The 18681-nt window shown below is 65.5% G+C and carries 17 protein-coding genes, 1 tRNA gene and 2 pseudogenes; 10 read left to right on the top strand and 10 right to left on the bottom strand.

The features are described 5' to 3' along the window. Positions 1–14 precede the first annotated feature (14 nt). Entirely contained in the window at positions 15–1841 is a 1827-nt protein-coding gene (locus tag AQ619_RS12580) for a DUF885 domain-containing protein (RefSeq protein ID WP_062148083.1), read from the top strand. 81 nt (positions 1842–1922) lie between these two features. On the opposite strand, the gene AQ619_RS12575 is transcribed toward AQ619_RS12580, so the two are convergent. Continuing rightward, positions 1923–2543: an SOUL family heme-binding protein gene (locus tag AQ619_RS12575; RefSeq protein ID WP_207205003.1), complete on the bottom strand. Its 621-nt coding sequence runs from the start codon at positions 2541–2543 to the stop codon at positions 1923–1925. A 90-nt stretch (positions 2544–2633) separates the two neighbouring features. After that, a complete protein-coding gene (locus AQ619_RS12570) occupies positions 2634–4037 on the bottom strand; it encodes an MFS transporter (RefSeq protein WP_062148080.1) in 1404 nt (467 codons plus the stop codon). A 139-nt stretch (positions 4038–4176) separates the two neighbouring features. On the opposite strand from AQ619_RS12570, the gene AQ619_RS12565 reads away from it, so the two are divergent. Together AQ619_RS12565 and AQ619_RS12560 are read left to right on the top strand one after the other, a co-directional pair. Next, on the top strand, positions 4177–5313 hold the full coding sequence (locus AQ619_RS12565; RefSeq protein WP_062148078.1) for an Acg family FMN-binding oxidoreductase: 1137 nt from the start codon (positions 4177–4179) through the stop codon (positions 5311–5313). Further along, the gene (locus AQ619_RS12560) at positions 5306–5782 is read left to right on the top strand and encodes a MarR family winged helix-turn-helix transcriptional regulator (RefSeq protein WP_062148075.1); all 477 of its coding nucleotides are present in this window, start codon (positions 5306–5308) and stop codon (positions 5780–5782) included. The genes AQ619_RS12565 and AQ619_RS12560 overlap by 8 nt, the downstream gene beginning before the upstream one ends. Before the next feature lie 16 nt (positions 5783–5798). Here the strand turns inward: AQ619_RS12560 and AQ619_RS12555 are convergent, their stop codons facing one another. Both AQ619_RS12555 and AQ619_RS12550 read right to left on the bottom strand, forming a co-directional pair. After that, complete coding sequence (locus AQ619_RS12555; RefSeq protein ID WP_062148072.1) at positions 5799–7157, bottom strand: erythromycin esterase family protein; 1359 nt, start codon at positions 7155–7157, stop codon at positions 5799–5801. A 141-nt stretch (positions 7158–7298) separates the two neighbouring features. Next, positions 7299–8675 carry a pyridoxal phosphate-dependent decarboxylase family protein gene (locus tag AQ619_RS12550; protein WP_062148068.1) on the bottom strand — a complete coding sequence of 459 codons (1377 nt, stop codon included), beginning with the start codon at positions 8673–8675 and terminating at the stop codon, positions 7299–7301. A gap of 308 nt (positions 8676–8983) precedes the next feature. Between AQ619_RS12550 and AQ619_RS12545 the strand changes: the two genes are divergently transcribed. After that, the gene (locus AQ619_RS12545) at positions 8984–9661 is read left to right on the top strand and encodes a DUF2189 domain-containing protein (protein WP_236849468.1); all 678 of its coding nucleotides are present in this window, start codon (positions 8984–8986) and stop codon (positions 9659–9661) included. A gap of 64 nt (positions 9662–9725) precedes the next feature. Here AQ619_RS12545 and AQ619_RS12540 read toward each other — a convergent pair whose 3' ends face one another. Beyond that, positions 9726–10649: a LysR family transcriptional regulator gene (locus AQ619_RS12540; RefSeq protein WP_062148062.1), complete on the bottom strand. Its 924-nt coding sequence runs from the start codon at positions 10647–10649 to the stop codon at positions 9726–9728. A gap of 105 nt (positions 10650–10754) precedes the next feature. Between AQ619_RS12540 and AQ619_RS12535 the strand changes: the two genes are divergently transcribed. The 3 genes from AQ619_RS12535 to AQ619_RS12525 all read left to right on the top strand — a co-directional run bounded on the left by AQ619_RS12535 (position 10755) and on the right by AQ619_RS12525 (position 13031). Then, complete coding sequence (locus AQ619_RS12535) at positions 10755–11882, top strand: serine hydrolase domain-containing protein (RefSeq protein ID WP_062148060.1); 1128 nt, start codon at positions 10755–10757, stop codon at positions 11880–11882. 429 nt (positions 11883–12311) lie between these two features. Then, entirely contained in the window at positions 12312–12551 is a 240-nt protein-coding gene (locus AQ619_RS12530; protein WP_062148057.1) for a YgaP family membrane protein, read from the top strand. A gap of 99 nt (positions 12552–12650) precedes the next feature. Beyond that, positions 12651–13031, top strand: coding sequence for a hypothetical protein (locus AQ619_RS12525; RefSeq protein WP_207205002.1), 381 nt, complete (start codon positions 12651–12653; stop codon positions 13029–13031). Between the two features lie 143 nt (positions 13032–13174). Here AQ619_RS12525 and AQ619_RS19370 read toward each other — a convergent pair. Further along, positions 13175–13357 (bottom strand): annotated as a pseudogene (locus AQ619_RS19370) (transposase); the annotation flags it as partial. A gap of 137 nt (positions 13358–13494) precedes the next feature. Here AQ619_RS19370 and AQ619_RS19605 point away from each other — a divergent pair. After that, positions 13495–13764, top strand: a pseudogene (locus AQ619_RS19605) (IS6 family transposase); the annotation flags it as partial. An 86-nt stretch (positions 13765–13850) separates the two neighbouring features. Here AQ619_RS19605 and AQ619_RS12515 read toward each other — a convergent pair. Together AQ619_RS12515 and AQ619_RS12510 are read right to left on the bottom strand one after the other, a co-directional pair. Next, positions 13851–14903: a methyltransferase domain-containing protein gene (locus AQ619_RS12515; RefSeq protein ID WP_062148051.1), complete on the bottom strand. Its 1053-nt coding sequence runs from the start codon at positions 14901–14903 to the stop codon at positions 13851–13853. A gap of 384 nt (positions 14904–15287) precedes the next feature. Next, positions 15288–15377, bottom strand: a tRNA-Ser gene (locus AQ619_RS12510). A 153-nt stretch (positions 15378–15530) separates the two neighbouring features. Here AQ619_RS12510 and msrA point away from each other — a divergent pair. Then, positions 15531–16184: a peptide-methionine (S)-S-oxide reductase MsrA gene (msrA, locus tag AQ619_RS12505; protein WP_062148048.1), complete on the top strand. Its 654-nt coding sequence runs from the start codon at positions 15531–15533 to the stop codon at positions 16182–16184. After that, entirely contained in the window at positions 16181–16531 is a 351-nt protein-coding gene (locus AQ619_RS12500; RefSeq protein WP_062148045.1) for an MmcQ/YjbR family DNA-binding protein, read from the top strand. Before msrA ends, AQ619_RS12500 begins: the two co-directional genes overlap by 4 nt. Here AQ619_RS12500 and AQ619_RS12495 read toward each other — a convergent pair. Beyond that, a complete protein-coding gene (locus tag AQ619_RS12495; protein ID WP_062148043.1) occupies positions 16528–17277 on the bottom strand; it encodes a DUF599 domain-containing protein in 750 nt (249 codons plus the stop codon). The genes AQ619_RS12500 and AQ619_RS12495 overlap by 4 nt on opposite strands. Positions 17278–17321: 44 nt before the next feature. Next, a complete protein-coding gene (locus tag AQ619_RS12490) occupies positions 17322–18644 on the bottom strand; it encodes an MFS transporter (protein WP_378109009.1) in 1323 nt (440 codons plus the stop codon). Positions 18645–18681: the final 37 nt, after the last annotated feature.

Genomic DNA, 18681 nt, shown 5'->3' with positions numbered 1-18681 from the left:
TCAGGAGAATTCCCATGCGGCTATCGCGGCGCGACTTCGGATTTGGCCTTGCGGCGACAGCCGCCGCGGCTCCGGCCGCCCTGGCGGCGACGCCCACCGCGGGCACCGACCAGTTACTGACCGCCTTCTTTGACGAGGCTTTCGAGCAGGAACTGGCGATGGAGCCCGAGCGGCTCACGCGGCTGGGCCGCAAGACCGCGAATGACCAACTGACCGACCGCTCGGACGCCGGCCGCCTGCGCCGGCTGGAGTGGCGCCGCAAGTCCGTGGCCGAGATGAAGCGCCGGTTCGATCCGGCCACCCTCGGCGAAGACGCCCGCACCTCGTTCGACATGTGGTCCCTCGAACTGGAGCGCGAGGAGGACGAGTTTCGTTGGCACGGCCACGCCTATGTGTTCGTCCGCAGCGGGCCGCATACGGGGCTGCCCGGCTTCATGATCAACACCCACCGGGTGGATACGCCGGCGGACATGGAAGCCTATGTCGCCCGCGTCGCGGCCATCGGTCCGGCGCTGGATGGCGAGCTCGGCCGGGCCCAGCGGGCGGCGGCGGCCGGCGTGCGGATGCCGCGCTTCGCCTATGACCAGTCGATCGAGGAAGTGCGCCGCCTGGGCGTCGGCGCCCCGTTCGGCGACGGTCCGGACTCAGCGCTGTTCGCCGACGCCAAGGGCAAGATCGCGGCGCTCCGCAAGACCGGGGCTATCGACGACGCCCGGGCTGAGACGCTGACGAAGGCGGTCGCCGAGGCGATGACCACGAAGATGAAGCCCGCCTACGACCGGCTGGGTGCCTGGCTCGCGACGGACCGCGAGAAGGCATCCGCCGAACCCCGGGGCGCGGTGGCGCTGCCGGATGGCGCAGCCTTCTACAACGCCATGCTGCGGCTGCAGACCACGACCAACATGACGGCGGACGAAATCCACGCGCTGGGCCTGTCGGAAGTCACCCGGATCCGCGCCGAGATGGAGACCCTGAAGGCCAGGATCGGCTTTGCCGGCACATTGGAAGAGTTCTTCGTCTTCATGCGCACCGACGATCGCTTCTACGTGTCCAACGACGACGCGGGCCGGGCGCGCTATCTCAAGCTGGCTGAGGACCATCTGGCGGCGATGAAGGCGAAGCTGCCGCAGTATTTCGGCCGCATTCCCAAGTCCGATCTGGTCGTGAAACAGGTCGAGGCCTATCGCGCGGAGCCGGGCGGCGCGGCGCACTACAACTCCGGTTCGCTCGAGGCCGGACGCCCCGGCGTCTACTACGTGCACCTGTCCGATACGCGCGCCACGCCGATCTACGAGATCGAGGGCACCTCGTACCACGAGGGCTGGCCGGGCCATCACATGCAGATTTCGCTGGCCCAGGAGATGACTGGCATCCCGGTCTTCCGTACCCAGGCCGGCTACGGTGCCTATGCCGAGGGTTGGGGGCTCTATGTCGAGCGCCTGGCCAAGGAGGTCGGCTTCTATCAGGAACAGTACAGCGACTTCGGCCGGCTTGGCCGCGAGATCTGGCGGGCGATCCGGCTGGTGGTCGACACCGGCATCCACGCCAAGGGCTGGAGCGAGGCGGAGGCCATGAGCTTCTACACCGCCAACTCACCCCAGCCGATCGCCAAGATCCGCTCGGAGATCCGCCGCTACTTCGTCACGCCGGGGCAGGCGACCTCCTACAAGGTCGGGATGCAGACGATCCTGGCACTGCGCGACAAGGCTCGCCGGGAGCTGGGCGCGAAGTTCGACCTCAGGGGCTTCCATGACACGGTGCTGTCGGCCGGGTCGCTGCCGCTTCCCGTTCTTGAGACCCGCGTGAATCGCTGGATCGCGGCGACCGCCAAAACGGCCTGATGCGCCGAAGATCGCGAGGCGTTGAAGCGGGCCCGGCCGACGCGCCGGGCCAGCATCCAGGCGGCTGGGCGGCGGCCGGCCTCAGCGGGCAATGGGGATCATCACCTCGTTGCGCCGCAGGAAGCCGGGCGTCCAGGGCGGATTGTACTGGGCCAGGGCGGCAGGGCCGACCGCCGTCAGCTTGCGGGCGGTGACCAGGCTCTCAAGCTCGACAGTCCGGGCGGCGACCGCCTCCGGGCGGGCCAGGCCGGAAAACTGCAGCACGGCAAAGCGGGTCGGGGGCAGCTGGCGCAGCTGCACCCTGGGGTCGTTCGGCGTGGGCAGAGATTCCAGACTATAGGCGCTGGGCATGGTGAACCGCACCACCCAGGTCTTGCTGCCCTGAATCTGGGTCACCGGCGCGGTCATGGCGATCTTCTGGCTGGCCGGAGCCTGGGCGACGGGCGCGGTCATGGCGATGCTCTGCTTGGTCCGGTTGCCGCCGAAGATGTAGCCGGCCAGAAGGCGAAACCCATTGCCGGCGGCCTGTTTCTGATCGCCGCTGACCGTCACCTCGGCGACCACCAGGGCCGGATAGTCGCGGACCTCGAAGGCACCGTCCTTGAGGACCGGCTTAAAGGCAGGTTCTTCCACGGCCATGGCGACGGTTCCCAGAAACACGGCGGCGATAGTCCCGCCCAACACGATGCGTCTTGCCGTCATGGGTATCTCCGGGAGTCCGGTGCGGCAGGGCAAAACGCCCTGCGGAAGCCGGGACACATACGCATTATCGACAAGCAGAAACATCGACTTTCAATAATTCGTGTGTGTGGCCCTTTGTTCCGCTGAGGTCTGCGCGGCATCGCGCACCTCAAGCGCCTTGCGGATCTCATCATGCGAAGCCTTGTCCAGGCTGTGACCGGTGATCAGGGCTGCGCCGGCCAGGGCCAGAAGGGCGGGCACGACGGCGAAGCTGATCGCGAGAACCCGCAAGGCCTGGGTCGCATTCTCGGCGCCCAGGTCAGCCTTGAAGCCAAAGGCCTCCAGCGCGCTGACGGAGGCAAATACCGCGACGGCAGACCCGATCTTGACGACCCCGCTCAGCAAACCAAACATGAGACCGCTGCGATCCACGCCGCTCTTCAGGCGCTCTTCGTCACCCAGGTCGGCCATCATGGCGCGCAGCAGTATCGGACCGGCGCTATAGGGCAGGCCGGCCAGGGTCATGGTCACGATCCCCCAGACCAGGCCCTCTGGCGCGATCAGCACCGACAGTTGGGCAACCGCATAAGCCGCAGAGGCGATGGCCAGGGCGCGGTGCTTGCCGATCGCCAGTCCAAGCCGCCCCCAGAGGGGCGCGCCCATCAGCGCGCCGATGAAATAGAGCAGCAGCAGCAGGCCGGCTTCAGACCGGTCCCAGCCGCGGATGGCTTCAAAATAGAAGAAAAACAGGGTTCCGGCGATGACCGGGCCCGTCCCCAGAAGAATGTCCGATCCGAGTATTCGCAGGATCGATGGCCGGCGGATCAGATCCAGATAGTGGCGCCAGTTGGCAGGCTGGGTGTTCGGAGGCGACTTCGGCTCGTGAACGGCCAACAGGGCCAGAAGGATGGCTACGGGCAGGCTCAGCACCACGAACCAGCCCATGGCCCGCACGCCCTGACCGTAGTCGAGCCCGAAGCCGAGTTTCATCAGCGGCGGCATGGCAAGCACGATGAGCATGCCCAGGACGGTGAACCCCTGCCACCAACTGAAGACGCGCGCGCGCTGCCCATATTCCGGAGCCAGCCGGGCCGCCCAGGTGACGTGCGCCATGGTCGCCATGGACTGGCCCAGAAACCCGAGGACCAGCCAGAGCAGGATGTAGTTTCCGTCGATACCCGGGCGCGCCATGAACAGCATCCAGACCGCGAGGACGGCAATGGGCAGGCCGGCGACCAGCCAGGGCTTGAACCGGCCAAAGCGCGTATTAGTCCTGTCGATCAGGAACCCGAGGGTCGGATCCAGCCACAGATCGAATAGCCGTACGATGCCGAAGGCCAGTCCGATCGCCGTCAGACTAACGCCCAGATCCGTGGCGTAATAGTTGGGCAGATAGACGACGACAGGCATGAGCATCGCCGCCACCGGAACGCAGGGCAGGGCAAAGGCCGCCAGGCGCCAGGTTCCTAGGGCCCCTTGGCCGCTGTTTTTGCCATCAGCGCTTATAGCCGACACCTCACCTCAGTCGGGTCACCTTAGCAACTTGATCCGAAAGAGCCATGCCAAGTCGGGCCGGGGGTCGCAGGTCGCCGGGCCTTGACAAAGGTTTGGCATCAAACCAATATAATATGGTATCAAACAAAAGGTGCCGTTCATGACGTCGCGTCGCAATGTTCTGAAGTTGATCGGGGGCGGGGTCGTTTTGGCGGCAGCGGCCGGTGGCGGCATCATCGCCACGAGCGGCCCCTCGGAGGCCGCGCGCGAACCCTGGCGCAAGGCCGGCCAGTATAGCGAGTTCCGTCGCCGCGCCCTGTCCTATGCCCTGCTTGCCCCCAACCCGCACAACCGCCAGCCCTGGCGGGTCAGGCTCGACGGGCAGGACGCCCTGACCCTCTATTGCGACCTCAAGCGCCGCCTGCCGGCCACCGACCCTTTCGACCGCCAGATCACCATCGGCTGCGGGGCCTTTCTCGAACTGCTGGTCTTGGCCGCCGCCCAGGACGGTTATCAGGCGACGGTCACGCCCTTCCCGGACGGCGAGGACATGCAGACACTCGACCAGCGGCCGGTGGCGCACGTGTCCTTCACCAAGGGCGGCGTCAGCCCCGACCCGCTGTTTGCGCAGATCCTCGCCCGACGCTCGAACAAGGAGGTCTATGAACCCCGGGACGTTTCGGAATCTGCGCTCCAGCAGATCTCAGAGGCCGGACGCCTGTTCGGCGCGTCGTCGGAAACCATCGGCAATACCCGTCTGGCCGAGCACCTGCGTGACCTGACGTGGCGCGCACACCAGAAAGAGGTGACAACGCCGGCGACCAACCAGGAATCCGTTGACCTCATGCGCATCGGGGCCGCCGAAGTCACGGCCAATCCGGACGGCATCGAGCTGGAGGGACCGATCTTCGAGGCCGGGCGATGGCTGGGCTTCATGACGCGGGAGACCCTTGCGGATCCGAAGTCGACGGCCTTCCAGCAGGGTCTGGAGCTCTATCGCTCGATGGCCCTGTCGGCGCGTGCCTTTGGCTGGATCAGCAATGAGAACCGGTCGCGGATTGACCAGATCAATGCCGGCCGCGCCTATGTCCGGACCAATCTCAAGGCCACCAGCCTCGGGCTCGGGGTTCATCCCTGGAGCCAGTCCCTGCAGGAATATGCCGAGATGAAGGACCTGTACCGCGAAGTCCACGGTCTGATCGGCGGCGGCAAGCGTATTCAGATGCTCTATCGTATCGGCTATGGCCCCGAGATCGGGCCGACACCCCGACGCGGACTGGACGCCCACCTTGCCTGAACCTGCGGACCCTGAGGCCGACAAGCCCTCGCATGAGCAACTGCTGTTTCGCCTGCTGACCGAGATCGGCATCATCAACCAGCTGGCTGAAACGGCTTTCGAACGCGTGCTGCCGCATGGCCTGACCCGCGCCCAATTCACGGTCCTGAACCACAGCGTGCGCATGGGGGACAACAGGACGCCGGCCCAGCTGGCTGCCGTCCTTCAGGTCACCCGCGGGACCATGACCAGCACTCTGGCCAGGCTCGAGGAGAAGGGCTTCATCCGGATTGAGCCGGATGCCGTCGATGGCCGTTCGAAGCGGGTGCTGCTCACGCCCCAGGGCAGGGACGCCCGCGAGGAATCGATGCGCGCCGCGTTTCCGTTCCTTCAGCAGGCCACGGGGGCCATTCCCAGGGACATGGTGGAAAGCCTGTTGCCGCAGGTCGAACAGGTCCGGGCCTGGCTTGACCAGAACCGGCTGGAATGACGCGGTGTCCCCGGCGCTACACAGGCCTGGAAGGCGTCAACTCAGCGATGTAGACGACCACGTCGAACAGGGATCCGCTCGGGATCGTCGGATCAAGGTTGGCGGCTTGCCAACGTGTAGCGGCATAGCCGGGCCAGGCGAGCCTGTAGGGCAGGGCGCGCCAGGCCCTTCCGGCCTCGTCATCGGGCAGGTCGCGCAGCGGCCCCCAGAACGATCCGCCTCGGGCCTTTTCGAGAAGCTGCGCCAGCCGGCCCCGACGGTCCGTCCACCGTAAGACCGCCGTCGCATCTGCGGCGTTGGGCGGCGGGCCCACGGGCAGGGTCGGGACGGCGTTGAACCGCGCGGCTCCGTATTCGAACACCACCGCACGATAGCCGTCGCCGAGGCGGCGGCGCAACTGGCCGCCGGCAGCGACAAAGCTGGAGCCGGGCGGTCCACCGGCCGCCACATGGGCGTTATGAGCCCAGAACACGCCTGGCCCGTCAGCCGGTGCCTCCAGGATGTTCTCGGCCATGAACTGGTCGCGGCGGGCATAATAGGCGGCGGCGTCGCCCGTGATCTTGCCGTCGCTGGTTTCCAGTTCGAACGCCTTCAGACCCTGCCAGGCTGTGCGGGCGGCGTAGCGGGCGGCCCGGTCGTCGGGATGGGCGGCCAGCGCGGCGCGCAGGGTCTCCAGCGCGCCCATCGCCGCCTGCAGTTGGGCGGTCGTGAGCGACTTGATCAGGACGGGAAACCGCAGTCCCTGCGCCCGGGCGGACACGATCGGGTCGAGCGGGGCGGCGAGCCGGTCCGCCGCCGCCGGATCCCTCCGCCGGAGCGCGGCGAGGGCATCGGCGGCATCCCGGGCGGTAGACTGGCAGTCGATACCGAAGATGCGCACAGGCTGCGGCGCAGTGCGGTTCCAGTCCCTGAGCCAGCCGAGCAGGTCGGCGAGCGCCCGGGTCTTGAACACCTTGAACGCGTGGGACGTCCGCAGGCGCTCAGAGGCCTCCCCCGCTCCGCCCTGGATGTAGGCGTCAAGCTCACGTCCTGCCTGGGCGTTGATCTCGAGGAAAAAGGCGCGGGCTGTGCCGGACACGATGAGGCCCCGGATGATCGCCGCCTTGGCCACGGCGTCCTCATGGCTGCCGTGGGTCGCCTCGCCGACGCCAATGATGCGGGCCCCGGCCAGGGCCCTGGCGAGTGCCGGGCTCCAGAGGCTGTCGGGCCGGGCCGGGTCAAAGCCGTGGGCATTGGCCCTGATCCACGGCAGTATCCGCTCTTCGACCTCGCCGCGTTTTGCGCTGTCCAGCGCCACCCAGCCGCCTGCAAACAGCAGACCGGCACCCGCCGTGCCCAGCAGGGCCCGTCTGGAAACCTTGGTCTTGATGGCCAATTCCTGCCTCCCCCGGCGACCCAAGTCCGGGAAAGTAACGCCGGTCTTCAAAGGATCGCAAGACAGGCCGGGACAGAGCCTTGGCCGCGACCCTCATCCGCCGGCGCGTGAAGATCTCGCCCACGCCCTACCCAACCGGCTTCAGCGCAGACGCGTCAGTGCCGCGCCGACCGCCGCCACAGTCCGTGCCACGTCGTTGTCGGTCGTGTTCCAGCCGCAGACGCTGATCCGCATCACGCGCTCGCCGTCCCAGCTGCCGCCGCTGACAAAGGCCTCGCCGCTGGCATTGATGGCGGCGATCATCTCATCGCTGAGATTGTCGCCGTCGCGCGCTTCAAACCGGATCAGGCCCTGGTTCAGGGTCGGCCGGGCGATCCCGACCGCCCCCTCAAGCCGGACGATCCCGTCATAGATGGCCGCAGCATGGTCGCAGCAGCGTTCGATCATTGCGGCCAGCCCGTCGCGGCCCAGCTCCATCAGGGCCGCCAGTGCCGGCAGGGCGCGGGCGCGACGCGACCATTCCGGCGTGAAATCCATCGGATCGCGCACCGCTCCGCCGGTGGTCACATAGGCCGCCGTCATGCGCATGGCGGCGATATGGGCGTCGGGGTGGCGCGTGATCGCCATGCCGCAGTCATAGGGTGTGTTCAGCCACTTGTGTCCGTCGGTCGCCCAGCTGTCGGCCAGTTCGATGCCGGCGACCTGCGACGCCAGGCGTGGGCTGGCATTGGCCCAGAGCCCGAAGGCGCCATCCACATGAACCCAGGCACCCGCGCTCTGCGCGATCGGGCAGAGCGTGGCGAAGTCATCCGACGCGCCGATGTTCAGGTCACCGGCGTTGAGCACGACGATCGTGGCCATCTGCGGCGCGTCGGCCAGGGCAAGGCGCAGGGCGTCCGCCGACACCCGGCCGGGCTCATCGCCGCCAAGCGGCACGATGCAGTCGCTGCCCAGGCCCAGCAGGCGCAGGGCGCGGGTGACCGACGAATGGTGATGGGCATTTGCCAGGACGCGGATCGCGGGCGCGCCGTTCAGGCCCTGCACCTCAACGTTCCAACCCTTGTCCGCCAGAACCGCGTGGCGGGCGGCGGCCAGCGCTGTCACATGCGCCATCTGGCAGCCTGTGACAAAGGCATAGCTCGCCTCGGCCGGCAGACGCAGCGCCTCGAGCAGAAACTGCCCGGCCAACGCTTCTAGAACGGCCCCTGCGGGACTCGTCGAGGCCAGAACCACATTCTGGTCCCAGGCCGAGCACATCATGTCGGTGGCCAGGGCGGCCGGCAGTGCGCCGCCCTTCACCCAGGCGAAGAAGCGTCCGCCGGCGCTGGCGGTCAATCCGGGCTCCGCCGCCGCCGCAATCGCTCGGACCACCTCAGCGGCGGCCATGCCCTGGGCGGGAAACTGCGCCGGCAGCCCTGCCAGCATGTCCGCCGGGGTCCCGCGCGAGGCGACGGGGCGGGTGTCCAGCGAGGCCAGATAGCGGCGGGCTTCGGCGAAGGCGATATCAAGGCTGTCCATCCGCAGGCGGATATCATAGGCGCGGGAGCAAGTCTTGGTGCCCGAAAGCGGGCTGGCGGGACAGTCACCTTGCCTGGAACTGGCTGGCTAACTCCAACCGACCGCAGGAGTCCCTCCCCGGTATCGCGACCTGCTCGCCGAATCCCGATGCTTGCCAGCGTGGCGGATCGGCGACATCCTTCTCGCTCAGAAACGATCATCAAGGGCGAGGGGAACCCATCATGGACGCACCTCGGAGGCTGCCGCCCATCAGGACGATCCGTCTTTCGGCGCCTTTCGGCTGGCTGGCCGAAGGCTGGGGAGACCTGATGAAAGCGCCCGTGCCGCTGTTGGTTTACGGTCTCGGCGTCGCGGCCGCGAGTTTTGCGCTGTGTTACGGCGTCTATGCCACCAATGGTGCATTCAGGGTCCTCGCCCTGACCGCCGGCTTCGTCATCGTCGGCCCGATCCTGGCCATGGGTCCCTATGAAGCCGGCCGACGGATCGACCTGGGAGAGCGCCCCGGCCTGATGCAGATCCTTTTCGTCCGGTCGGCCTTTCGCCAGGACGTCGCCTATCTCAGCCTGCTTCTGGTGCTGATCTATTTCTTCTGGGGTCGGGTCGCCCAGATCGTCTACGGCCTGTCGACCTATCAGAGCCACCCCACCGTGGACGCCCTGGTGGCCTTTGCCCTGGGTTCCAGTGACGGACGGGTCATGCTGCTGACCGGAACCTTGACCGGCGGGGCCCTGGCCTTTGTGACCTACGCCCTGATGGTCGTATCCGCGCCGATGCTGCTCAACCCCCGGGCCAGCGTTTTCGAGGCTGTGGCGACCAGCGTGCGCGCCGTGAATGCCAACTTCTTCCCGCTGCTGCTCTGGGCGGGGATCATCGCCGCGCTCCTTCTGCTCTCCGCCGCGACGGGATTTCTCGCCCTGGTCTTCGTCTTTCCCTGGCTGGGCCTCGCCAGTTGGCGCGCCTACCGCAGCCTTGTGGATGACAACTGACGGCCCGTTGCTGCTGTCAGCCTTACGCCGTCCGTACTGGACGTCGGTCTAACGCCCTAACCCGTCAGTTCCGGTCTGGATCGTCGAATCTTCCCGGCATTTCCTGCACACACAAATCCACGAAGGCGCGGACCTTCGCGGGCACAAAGGGTGATGCGAGATAGACGGCGTGAAAGGCGACGGGTGGAATAGTCCAGTCCTGCAGAAGGAGCTGCAGCGTGCCTGCGGCGACCGCTTCGCGCACCGAAAAGTGCGGCAGCACTGCAACCCCCGCTCCGGCCAGCAATGCGGCGCGCATGGAGGTGACGCCGTCCAGCCGAAGCGCGGCATCAAAATTCACCGTCTCGGTCTTGCCGGCCTTTGTGAACGGGACGGAATTGTCGATCAGGAAATGCGCGCCAAGCAGTCCGACCCACGGCCATGCTGTGAGGTCACCCGGCTTCTCCGGCATGCCCAGTTGCTTCACCAGCGCGGGTGCTGCGACCAGCACGCGGGGATTTTCCAGCAGACGTTTGGCGACGAGCGTGTCGTCGGTGATGGCACCGACCAGCACGCCGCAATCGAACCCCTCCTCGACGAATTTGACCGGGCGATTTGTCACGTGCATTTCGGCGGTCAACTGCGGGCACTGCGCACGCAGCCGAGCCAGCAGCGGGGCGACATGGTATTGGCCCATATCAATCGTTGTCACCACGCGCAGATGTCCTCGCGGCGATGAATGTTCACCGTTCGCGCGCAGCGTGGCGGCTTGAACGTGGTCCAGGATCTCCCGGGCATCCACGAGCATGCGTTGGCCTGCCGCCGTGAGGCTCATGCTGTGGGAGTCGCGCTGCACGAGCGGGGCACCGAGGAGGGTTTCCAACTGCTGGAGTTGCCGGCTCAAGGTCGGCTGGGTGGTGTGCAGCGAGCGTGCCGCCGCCGAAATGCTTCCAGCTTCAGCAATCCGCACGAAAGTTCTTAGCAGGTTGAGGTCGTCGAGCGTGGCCATACGCTCCACGTATAGCAGACATGCGCAGGAGCCGTCTCCTAAGGACACAGGCACATGGATTAAAGACCGGGGAGAACATTCGACAGCGACACAGTTGGAGCCCCCATGACCCGTCTCGGCCTTATCCTCTGCTTCGGCGCCATCCTGGCCGTCACCCCGAGCCAAGCCCAGAAGATCGACGGGACGCCGGCCCTGCCTGCGACTCTGGCTGCCGTCATGGAGGGCAAGACCGTCCCGGCCGTCGGCGTGCTGGTCATCCGCAACGGTCAGGTCGTCGATCAGGCGGTGGCCGGCATTGACGCGCTGGGGTCAGCAACGCCGGCGACCGTCGAAGACCTGTGGAATCTGGGGTCCGACAGCAAGGCCATGACCGTCACGATGATCGCCCGGCTCGTCGAGCGCGGCGTGCTGAGCTGGGAGGCCCCCTTGTCGGCGATGCTGCCCGATCTGGTGGCGCAGATGCGTCCCGAATATCGCGACGTCACCCTGGTGGACCTCATGTCGCATCGGGCGGGCCTGCCGGAGAACCACAGCGATGAAGCTTTCTTCCGGACCTTTTTCACGGATACCCGGCCGCTACACGAACAACGTATGGCCTATCTGCGCCTGGCGGTTGCCGATGCACCCGTCGGTCCGGTCCGCGGCAAGCCCAGCTATTCCAATACCGGCTTGATCCTAGCGGGTGCCATTGCCGAGAAGGCGACCGGAAAGTCCTACGAGACGCTGATGCAAGAGGAGGTTTTCGGCCCCTTGGGCATGACGACCGCTGTCTTCAACCAGACCCCTCGCGCGGGCGAGACGTCCGGCCACATCGATGGGCGCCGCGCCGTGGCCGGGGACGGGAACCCGCAGATGCTCCTGCCGGCAGGCGGCATACGCATGACCCTGACCGACTGGGCCAGGTTCTGTATCGACCAGATGGCCGGCGAAGCGGGGCGCGGCAAGCTGCTCAAGGCTGAAACCTATCGACTGATGCACACGCCGCGCGGCGACAGCATCGTTGCCATGGGCTGGGGCGTCCCGCCACAGATCTCCGGCCGGGTCGGTCCCGCCCTCACCCACGGCGGCTCCGACGGCAACTGGTTTGCTTTCGTGGCCCTGTTCCCCGGTCGTGAGAATGGCGTACTTGCCGTGGCCAACGCCGCTGAAACGATGGGTGGCGACGTGGCCGTCAAGGCCGCAGCCCGCGCCGTCATTCAGACCCTCGCCCCGGCTGTTCCGCCCGCGTCATGACCGGTCAGCCAACCTGCGGCGGGGTCAACCTCGTCGAGGGTCTTCCGAGAATCTCAGAGAAGGCCCGGCGTCTCCGTCGTGAGACTCACGCTGTGGGGGGGCTCTGCACGAGCGAAGCGGTTGGAAAGTATTCGAGGTCCTTGCGAAGGCTCAAGATCACCGGCGTTGATTTCAGATACCGTGCCGCCGTCGCATTGACCGCTGGATTCAGCAATTCACACGAAGCCTCTAAACTGCCGAAGTTGATAAGGGGGGTATGGTCAATTTAAGTCGAATATTCTCTCATAAATATTCAAAACCGTGCACGCATTCATCTAATCACTCAAGAATGTATGTAAATGTCAAGCATCAGTTCAAATGCAAATATTACAATATGAGAAATTCGAAATTCAATAATTCGTCCCCTGGAAACGAACAAGGATTAAAATAGTGCTTTCCGTAAATAAGAACCTCGGCAGTGCCGACCGTGCCCTTCGCGCAATTACTGCTTTTGCTTTGTTTATCGCCGCCTTCATCGCCCCCGTGCCCCTGATGGTTTCGGTCGGGTTCGCCCTCACCGGTGCATACATGATCGGTACGGCCCTGGTCGGCACCTGCCTCGGATACAAGTTGATTGGTGTGTCAACTTGTCCGGTCAAGCAGCGGACGAAACAACTATCGGAGAAATAAAGAAGCCGAACGGGCTCCTGTTTTACTGGAGCGGATCGATCGGGACAAACCTTCAGAGGTACACGAATGCTCAGCTCTGCCACCTATAGACGCGTATTCATGGCCAGCGCCTGGTATGACATCGCCATCACAGGGGTCTTTGCCACGCCATGGACATTGGCTCTGCTCTACACGCTGTTCGGCAATATCCATGCGTCCCTTGGCCTAAGGCCTCTCCAGCCCCTGCCGCCCGAAGGTGTCCTCTTTGCAAATTTCCTGGGCTCGGTGGTCATAGTCTGGGCGGTGCTGCGTTTGCGATCCGGCATGGTCTGGATGGGCCGCTACGACGCTGCCACCCGGTTCATGTTCAGCGCAGCGATGATCCATGCCCTGGCAAGCGGGGCCAGTCCCCTGCTGTGGGGCTTTCTCGTCATCGAGCTAGGCTTTGGCATCCTTCAGCTTCTGCCATCTGAAAGAACGGCGCCACAAATCCCGGCTTAGGTCTGCGCCCTGCGACCGGCGCTTTCCTTAGACGAGCCAGCCCTGTGATGTTCCCTCGAGCCCGGGCGCGAGCCCGAGCTCGGGCGGTGACCCGGTCTCCATGTCTCATCGAGCGGTAACGAAAGTCGTGGGTCGACTTGAGCCTTGGCGTTCTCGTCTTCCAGCGCCTTCAGTCGCCGTGCTTCTGCAACGTCCGGTCCTCCGTACATGGCCTTCCGCCGAAAGAAGGTCGGCGCACTGAACCCAGGCTTCCTGCACCGGTCCGCCATCGCCACGCCCGGCTCCCCGTTGGATTTGCCCGTGGGCGAATGGCTTCCCGCGGCAATGGGCGCGCGAAAACGCAGGCTTGGGGAACTGGCCTGACGCGCGAGGTAATTTGCGGGGGTGCGTGGCGGTGCTGTCAGTCCAACGCTAACTTGTCTCCACTTCCGGCCTCAACGGGGCTCGAGTTCTGAGATAGGTCGTGCAGCTCTCATTCAAGCGCCACCGGTTTCAAGCGGAAGTCATAAGACACGCCGTCTGGCTGTATTCCCGCTTCACTCTGAGCTTTCGTGACGTCGAGGAGATGATGGCCCAACGGGGCGTCGACGTGAGCTATGAGACCATCCGCTGCTGGACGCTCAGGTTTGGTCCGCAGATCGCAAGGAATCTCAAGCGCAAACGCCCCGCTCCGTCGCCGCGATGGCATCTGGACGTGGTCGTCTGCTCAATCGGGAACAAGCGGATGTCTCTCTCGGCGTTAAGTTGACAGCACTGCAGCGCGATATTTGTTCGCTCGGGAAGACGGTCGCGACCGCTAGCAAGTGAGGGCCAGGGGCGTCAGCAACAGGCCGCTGTGCTGTCCGTCGGCGTCGAGAACGGCAGGTCAGTCCCGCAGCCCTTGAAGATGCCGAGGTGCCGATCGAAGTCGCCGAAATACTCGAAACTCAAGCCGAACCGGCTCTCCTGCAGAATACGCCAGGTGTTGCCGCAGACCGGTGTGATGCGCCCCACTTCGAATGTGTGGTGCTTGTCGAGGACGAAGGCTTTCTCAAAGCCGCTGATCCCGCCCCGATAGCGAACGGCCTGGCCATAGTCCTCGCAGGCGGATTCCAGGCCATCGAGTTTGAACAGGCGCCAGGTAGCGGAGAAAAAGCGGATTGGCGCGACCGCCAGCTCCACCAATGGATCGCCAACGATGAGGGGGCGATCGGCAACGAGGCGAGGGTCACCAAAGCCGGCTGCCTTGGCCTGGCGCAGGAAGTCGCCCCAGTAGAGCGCGCCACCAAGGCATTCCCCGTGCAGCACGGGGTCGCGCCGAAGCGCATCCGGGACGCGACGGTCGGCGTAGACGTCTGAAAAAAATAGCTCTCCGCCTGGCTTGAGGAGGTTATGGACGGCGCCGAAGACGGCGGCCTTGTCCTCGACCAGGTTGATGACGCAGTTGGACACGATGACATCGAAGGATGCCGGCTCCAGGTCCAGTTCGCCGAGATGGGCAATGTCCCCGCCGATGAAATGCACGTTTGACCGGTCATATCCGAAGCGATCGCGATGCCAGTCGAGGTGGGAGCGCGCCAGCTCCAGCTGTTCGGGCGTTCCATCGACACCCACAATCTGGCCCGTCGGACCAATCAGCTGGGCCAGAACATAGCAGTCCTGACCCGAGCCGGATCCAAGGTCGAGGATTCGAGCGCCCTCGATTGCGGGCGGCGCGACCAGTCCGCAGCCGTAGTATCGGGCCCTTACCTCGTCATGGACATTGGCCAAAGCGCGCCGAACGGCCGGCGGGGGCGCGTCAGTTGTGCAGCAGGCGTCGGTTCGAAGGTCCCCGGACCCCTTGAGCACCTTGCCGTAGTAGTCTTGCGCGTTCGTGAGGCTGGCGTCGTCCAACTCATGCTCCTGGCTTTGACGTCGTTTTTAGGAGAGTTCGGTTTGAAGGCGCAAACGGTTACAGCCGCGATTGAGTTGTAACAGGGCGCGGAACCAGATGCCCCGGTGGGGTGAACTACTAGGCGCAGGCAGTCCAAGGACGCTGTCAGCAATTTGCTCTGACAGCACCGCTTCGAAATCACAGAATTCCCCAAGCAGTGTCCAATCATCGGGAAACCCGACCTCATCTCGAACTCGCGGAGACGTGGCAGCCTATCTGGCAGGTCGCTGCCCGACTTCGTGTTGGATTTGCACGTGAGCGAATGGCTTTCCGCGGCAATAGGCGCGCGAAAACGCAGGCTTAGGAAACTGGCCTGACGCGCGAGACAATTTGCGGGGGTGCAGTGGCGGTGAGAGAGGGATTCGAACCCTCGTTAGGCTTTCACCTAAACACGCTTTCCAAGCGTGCGCCATCAACCACTCGGCCACCTCACCATGCGCACTTGAATCGGGAGCGGTTGAGGCCCCCCTTCGCAGGAAGGCGCGCAATATACTCACGGGGCTTTCGGGAGCAAGCGCTGATGAGGGGTGAAATGTGGTGCGCGACCACATATATCGGCTGGGACCGTTTCCCGCCGAGGCCACACCATGCTGCTGACCAAGAAGTCCCTGGATCTGCCCTCCGTCGACAGCGCCCTGCCGGGGCGTGAGGCCGCGATCCCGACCGCGGAAACCCACTTCGTCAATGGCCATGCGCTGAAGGGGCCCTATCCCGACGGGATGGAGACGGCCGTGTTCGCCATGGGCTGTTTCTGGGGCGTGGAGCGGATCTTCTGGAAGGTCCCCGGCGTCCATGTCACCGCCGCCGGCTATGCGGCCGGGATCACGCCCAATCCGACCTATCAGGAGGTCTGCAGCGGCGGCACCGGTCATACCGAGGTGGTGCTGGTGGTGTTTGATCCCAAGGCGGTCAGCTACGAGACCCTGCTGAAGACCTTCTGGGAAAACCATGATCCCACCCAGGGCATGCGCCAGGGCAATGACATCGGCACCCAGTATCGCTCGGGCCTCTATGTGACGAGCGACGCCCAGGCCGCTGCGGCCGCCGCGTCGAAGGACGCCTATGGCCAGGCCCTGGCCGGCCAGGGGCTTGGGTCGATCACGACCGAGATCGCTGCCGCCGGCCCGTTCTATTTCGCCGAGGACTATCACCAGCAGTACCTGGCCAAGAACCCGGGCGGCTATTGCGGGATCGGCGGCACCGGCGTGACCTGCCCGATCGGCGTCGGCGTCGAGGCTTGAGCCCCGAAGCCTTCGACGCCGCCTGCAGAGCCCTGCCGGCGGTGACGATGGATCGGCCCTGGGGCTCTGACCAGGTCTACAAGGTCGGCGGCAAGATGTTCGCGGTGATGGGTGACGCGATCGCCCGGGGCGGCGTGTCGTTCAAGGTCTCGGACGTGGCCTATGAGGTGCTGATCGAGACGGGCCGCGCCGTCCCCGCGCCCTATCTGGCCCGGGCCAGATGGGTGAAGTTCGACGACCTGTCGGGGCTCGATCCGGCCGAGGTCGAGAATTGGCTGACGACCGCCCATGGCCTGGTTGCCGCCAAGTTGACCCGGGCCGTGCGGGCGGGCCTCGGTCTCCGCTAGATCGTGTCGACTGGAGGATCCTGCTCGCCGTGCTTCAGGTGCGGGCCGTGGACGACGGGCTGGCGCTCCAGGATCTGACGCACCTGGCGGACGGCCGACGAGGCCCGACTGCGCCTCTGCCGCCACAGGAGCAGCAGCAGGGCACCCAGGGTGGCGGAAATGAAGGCATAGGGGCCCAGTAGCCAGGCCGCCGCTGCCAGGGCGAAGTAATAGCCGCGTACCCCGGCATTGAAGGCGGAAAGCGCCGGATTGAGGATGCCGCCGGTTGCTTCGGCATATTCGGCCAGGGTGGCGGGCGAGGCCCACATCGGCGTGGCCCCGATGGCGGCCAGGCAGTAGTTCATCTGGCGAATGGCCCAGATGAAGTCCAGCAGGCCCCGCGCCAGGGCAAACAGCACCAGGCCGAGCTTGATTTCGAACATCATCTGCGAGGCCGGGGCCAGAACGGCGAGGCCCTCGATGCTCTTCAGGGCACCGTCTCCGCCGAACAGCACGCCGGCCGCCGCCGCGATCAGGATCAGGTTGGACGAGGCGAAGAAACTGGCGGAATTGATGGCGTGCCCCAGAAGCTGCCCGTCCAGCAGGGCGATCTCGCGGACCGCCATCTCCTGCATCCAGCGCCGACGGATCACCGTCATGTCGGTATTGATCAGATTGCCGCCTTCGCCCAGCCGCTTGAGCAGGGGCTCATAGAACAGCCAGGCGACCACGAAGAGGGCGAGAGCGGCGATGTCGACGATCGGCATGGGGCGAGCCTAGGTCCGGACAGGGATTCGACGTAGGGCCAGGTTCAGTCCTCCAGAATGCGGCTGTGCTTGCCGCTGTCACGCAGGGCCAGGGCGATCACGGCCCCCATGGCCATCATGCCGGTCAGATAGACATAGAAGCCGCTTTCCAGGCCGATGCTCTTGAACCAGAGGGCGACAAACTCGGCCGTGCCTCCGAACAGGGCATTGCCGATGGCATAGGGCAGGGCGACGCCCAGGGCGCGGACATGGGTGGGGAAGAGCTCGGCCTTCACCACGGCGCTGATCGAGGTATAGGCCGACTGCACCACCAGGGCGGCGAAGATCAGCACAAAGGCCACGGTCGGGTCGGTCGCTCCGGCCAGCAGGGTGAAGACCGGCCAGGCCAGAACAGCCCCGCCGCCAAAGGCGAAGACCAGCATGCGCCGCCGTCCCAGCCGGTCGGAGAGCCAGCCGAACAGGGGCTGGATCAGCATGAAGCCGACCAGGGTCGCCAGGTTCACGGCCCCCGCCACCTCCTTGCTGAAGCCGGTGGTGTTGGTCAGGAATTTCAGCATGTAGGTGGTGTAGGCATAGAAGGCCAGGGAGCCGGCAGCGGTCAGGCCGATGATGGCCAGGGCCTCGCGCGGATGCTGGGTGAACATCGCCAGGGTATTGGCCTTGGGCGCGCCCGCAGCCTTGGCGTTGGTGTAGGATTGGGACTCCTCCAGCCCGCTGCGGATCCAGAACACGACCACCGCCAGGGCGGCCCCGATGAAGAAGGGAATGCGCCAGCCCCAGGCCGAGAGCTCGGCCGGTTCCAGCACATTCTGCAGAATGACCAGGACCAGGGCGGCGACCAGCTGGCCCATGATCAGGGTCACGTACTGGAAGCTGGACCAGAAGCCGCGACGCCTCTTGCCGGCCATCTCGCTCATATAGGTGGCGCTGGCGCCGTATTCGCCGCCGACCGACAGGCCCTGCAGCACGCGGGCGGCCAGCAGGATGGCGGGGGCGGCAGCGCCGATCTGGTCGAAGCCGGGGGTGATGGCGATGATCAGAGAGCCCAGGCTCATCAGGCCTACGGCCAGGGTCAGGGCGGCGCGGCGACCGGCGCGGTCGGCATAGAGGCCCATCAGCCAGGCCCCGACCGGACGCGCCAGGAAGCCGACGGCGAACACCGCAGCGGTCTTCATGAACTGGGCGGTCTGGTCGCCGGCCGGGAAGAAGACCTTGGCGAAATAGATCGAGAAGGCGGCATAGGCGAACCAGTCGTACCATTCGACCAGATTGCCCGCCGAACCGCCGAGAATGGCCCGCGCCCGCGCCGACGACGTCATGCCGGGTGGGTTTTCGCCGGTCTTGGCCTCGGCGGCTTGCGTCGTCATGCCCATCTCCCCCGAGGCGTTGCGGGGGAAGCTTAGG

Source organism: Caulobacter henricii (assembly GCF_001414055.1).
GTDB lineage: Bacteria > Pseudomonadota > Alphaproteobacteria > Caulobacterales > Caulobacteraceae > Caulobacter > Caulobacter henricii.
The sequence above is the reverse complement of the archived record's forward strand: the minus strand, read 5'-3'. Positions and strand labels throughout refer to the sequence as shown.